This window comes from uncultured Campylobacter sp. (genome assembly GCF_937997465.1).
Lineage (GTDB): Bacteria > Campylobacterota > Campylobacteria > Campylobacterales > Campylobacteraceae > Campylobacter_A.
In genome coordinates, this window is sequence record NZ_CALKTQ010000317.1 from 1 (window position 1) to 4,068 (window position 4,068).

A 4,068-nucleotide genomic window follows, 5' to 3' on the forward strand; every position below is an offset into this window, starting at 1 on the left:
GTCAAAGCCAAATTTAGCCTTCATGAAAATTCGCGCGTAAAATTTAGCAGCTCAAATTTGCCGTCAAATTTTACAAACGCAGCAAATTTAACCGCAAACCAAAGCTCAAATTTGACTCCAAATTTAAGCCCCAAATCGCAGAGCGGCGACTACGCCCTCGACGTTAGAGGTCTCACCAAAAAATTCGGCAAAAAGATCATCACGGACGGCGTAGATATCAGGGTCAAAAAGGGCAGCGTGTGCGGATTTTTAGGACCAAACGGTAGCGGCAAGACGACTACCATACGCATGCTTTGCGGCCTTTTAAAGCCAGACGGAGGTAGCGGCAGCTGTCTGGGATATGATTTCCGCAGCCAAAGCGAAGCCGTACGGCTAAAAACAGGCTATATGACGCAAAAATTCGGCTGGTACGACGATCTAAGCGTGAGGGAAAATTTGGAATTTATCGCTAGGCTTTTTGCGGTCAAAAACCTAAAAGCCGCCGTAAGTCAAATCCTAGACCGCCTAGACCTCGCCCCGCGTCAAAACCATCTAGCGGGCAGTTTATCTGGCGGCTGGAAGCAGCGACTGGCGCTTGCGATGTGCCTCGTGCACGGCCCGGAGCTGCTTTTGCTCGACGAGCCGACGGCGGGCGTAGATCCAAAGGCTAGGCGCGAGTTTTGGGATATCATCCACGAGCTAGCCCAGGACGGCATCACCGTGCTAGTCTCCACGCACTACATGGACGAGGCCGAGCGCTGCCACGAGCTCATCTACATCGCCTACGGCAAGATTCTAGCCCACGGTACGCAAGCAGACATCATCGCTAGCTACGATCTAAACGTCTGGCAGCTAAGCGGAGATAGAGCTGGCGAAGCGGCGTCGCTGCTAGCCTCAAACGCCGCGCTTAGCATTTCTGCCTTCGGTAACGGCTATCACGTAACCGCAAAAAATGAGGCCGCGCTACAAGATGCGGTTAGAGGCCTTGCGATACCGCGAGGCGAGCTAAGTCTAATACTGATCAAAGCGAGCCTAGAGGATGTTTTTATCCACCTGCTAGAGCTTCATAAAGACGAGCGATTTTAGGAGCGGCGATGAAATTTATCTCGTTTTCACGCACCGCAGCGATGATCGTAAAGGAATTTCGTCAAATTTTAAGAGACCGCGCGACGCTAGCGATGATCATCGCGATGCCGCTGATGCTGATACTGCTTTTTGGTTATGCGATAAACAACAACCCGCGCCACCTGCCCTCAGCCGTAGTAATCGCAGAGGGCGGTGGCAAGCTTACCCGCTCGCTAGTTAGCGCGATGAAAAATACGGAGTTTTTCGACGTCAAACACGTCGGAGCGGACGCAGCTAGAGCCGAAGCCATGATGCAAAGCGGCGAGGCGCAGTTTATTATCTATTTTCCGCCAAATTTAGAACGCGACCTCATGCGAGGCCAAACGCCTAAAATTTTAATCGCAACCGACGCCACCGATCCCTCGGCAAACTCGGGCGCCGCGGCCGCGCTGCAAATAGCATTTGAGCAAGCTCTGGCTAGAAATAAACCCGGCTACGCGCAGCCTAGAGCGGAATTTGAGCTGCGCGCGCACTCCCGCTACAACCCGGAGCTACTCACGCGCTATCAGATCATCCCGGGGCTCATGGGTATCTTGCTCACGCTAACGACGATCCTGCTAACGAGCATCTCGGTAACGAGGGAGTTTGAGCGCGGCACGATGGAAAATCTCCTAGCCGCTCCGCTGCGCCCGGCTGAGGTGATGATAGGCAAAATTTTACCCTACCTACTCATAGTCTACCTGCAAGTAGGCGCACTTTTGCTTATAGCGAGGCTACTGTTTGGTCTGCCCCCTATCGGCGACTGGGCCGCGCTTTTTACGGCTTGCACTCTGCTGATGCTTGCAAATTTGGGCGTGGGATTTACATTTAGCACGCTAGCTCGCAGCCAGCTGCAGGCGATGCAGATGACTTATTTTTTCTTTTTGCCTTCGATGTTGCTGTCAGGATTTATGTTTCCTTTTTACGGGATGCCCGCGTGGGCGAGGTTTATCGGCGAGTGCTTTCCGCTGACGCATTTTTTGCGTATCATTAGAGGCGTATGGCTAAAAAGCGCCCAGCTTAGCGATTTTTACTACGATCTAGCCGCGATTTTTGCATTTTTATGCGTTAGTACGGCCATATCGCTCGCTAGGTATAAAAGGACGCTAGATTAGCCTACTCCGGATCGTCGCTAAACTCGTTATCCCTGAAAATTTTATAAAAATCGATAAACCAAAGCGCGAAGGCTACGGCGATAAGAGTTGCTGGCAGATGTATATAAAACCCACTCCAAACGTAAGCCAAAAAGCCCCTGCAAATGCCGGCAATGATAACGAGCACAAAGGCGATCTTGCTCAGGCGTAAAAACTCAAGCTCCTGCCCGCTGTGGCGCAGGCCTGCGATGTTAAAGATAAGCATAATGCTAAAGATAATGCCGTTTAGCGCGATGACATGCAGCATATTTGTCTCCAGCCCAAGCCCCAAAATCCCGCTCGCGCCGTAAATGATATAGCCCGCGGCTAGCAAAAGCTGCATCAAGTAGTAATAAATCACGAAGCTATGACGCAAAAGCTCCTTGTAGTGCCACTCTTTTAGCTTGGCTAAAATCGCGCTACCGCAGGCTATCGCGGCAAAATTTACCGCCTTGCTGCCCTCAAAAAACAAGCTAACTAACAAAAACGCGCAAACGTTAACGATAGCGATGTTTTTATAAACGAAATTTGGCACGAAGGCCGCGTCTTGCATGCCAGGCTCACGGTTTAGCGCCTCCTTGCCAAGCACCACGCTAACGCGAAAAGATACGAGCAAAATCGCGATAACGTGCAGATGAATTTGTAAATTTAAAAATCTCTCCTCGCCGCTAAGCAGATAGTAAATCTCAAAGCCCAAAATGCCGAGTAAAAATGCTAAAACGCCAAGCTGATCGTCGTTACGGTCGAGCCAGATCATATAAACGCAAAGCCCTGCCAGATACGCCCAAAAAAGCGCCATAAAAAAGTGCGCCGCAAACAGGCTAAAAAATGCGCTAACAAAACTCGCCGCAAAAAACGAAAACATAACGTAGGCGTGCTTTTTAAGCCCTCCGCCAAAGTTCGTCCAATCAGTTAGTCCCGTTAGCAAAAATCCTGCATACGCAAGGGCTGCAACAAGGTGCAAAAAGATAAATTTGTGCCAGCTAATAAAATCCACGGGCGTAAAAAATATCGCCCCGCCCAGCACTACACAAACCGCGCTCGTAAGGAAAAAAATTCTCATCGGATGAGTAAAAAAGTCGTTAATCATAATAGATTTTTCCTTTAAAATTTTCGTCTATCACGCCGCTAGCGTAGGCAAAATCTCGCTGCGAAAAGGCAAGGTCAAGCTCCAGCTCGCGCTCGATCACCGCGCCCTTGCTGGCTAAAAAGCAAATTTTACTCGACATCCTAGCCGCCTCCATCCTATCGTGAGTTACCAGCACCACGCTCATACCCTCCTCGACTCGGCGCGTGACGATGTCTATCAGGATTTCTTTCATATCATAATCAAGCCCCGAAAACGGCTCGTCCATCAGCAGCAAATCAGGCCTTGTCACGATCGCCCGCACGAAAGCCACTCTTTGGCGCATGCCGCCGCTTAGCTCGTCAGGGTATTTTAGCGCGTCTTTTTCCGTTAGCCCAAGTCTAGCAAAGAGCTCTAGCACGGCCTTTTCATCGGGTTCGTCCATCACGAGCAGTACGTTTTCGAGCGCATTTTTCCACTCGAGCAGGCGATTTTCCTGAAAGAGATAGGTCGTTTTGTTAAATTTATTGATTATTTTCCCCTTGCGAGGATCTATGAGGCCCGAGATCAGGCGCAGGATCGTGGTTTTACCGCAGCCGCTTGCGCCAAAGAGCGTCACTACTTCGCCCGCGCCGACCTTTAAACTAAAATCGCGTACGACCTTGTCGCGTAAAATTTCGTATTCTAAATTTTGAAGTTCCAGCATAGCAAACTACCTTTTCCACGGCATTAGCGTGATCTTTAGCGGCTCAATAACCAGATACTCAAAAAGCATAATGATAGCGA

General features: G+C 50.0%; 4 protein-coding genes. 2 read left to right on the forward strand and 2 right to left on the reverse strand.

Going from position 1 to position 4,068, the window contains the following annotated elements; translation table 11 throughout:
- Both Q0546_RS10745 and Q0546_RS10750 read left to right on the forward strand, forming a co-directional pair.
- Positions 1–1,065: ABC transporter ATP-binding protein (locus Q0546_RS10745; protein ID WP_298792923.1), on the forward strand; the 1,065-nt coding region annotated here is incomplete at its 5' end.
- An 8-nt stretch (positions 1,066–1,073) separates the two neighbouring features.
- On the forward strand, positions 1,074–2,198 hold the full coding sequence (locus Q0546_RS10750; protein WP_298792924.1) for an ABC transporter permease: 1,125 nt from the start codon (positions 1,074–1,076) through the stop codon (positions 2,196–2,198).
- A gap of 1 nt (position 2,199) precedes the next feature.
- On the opposite strand, the gene Q0546_RS10755 is transcribed toward Q0546_RS10750, so the two are convergent.
- A complete protein-coding gene (locus Q0546_RS10755) occupies positions 2,200–3,306 on the reverse strand; it encodes an NnrS family protein (RefSeq protein ID WP_298792925.1) in 1,107 nt (368 codons plus the stop codon).
- A complete protein-coding gene (locus Q0546_RS10760) occupies positions 3,299–3,988 on the reverse strand; it encodes an ATP-binding cassette domain-containing protein (RefSeq protein ID WP_298792926.1) in 690 nt (229 codons plus the stop codon). The genes Q0546_RS10755 and Q0546_RS10760 overlap by 8 nt, the downstream gene beginning before the upstream one ends.
- Between the last annotated feature and the right edge of the window lie 80 nt (positions 3,989–4,068).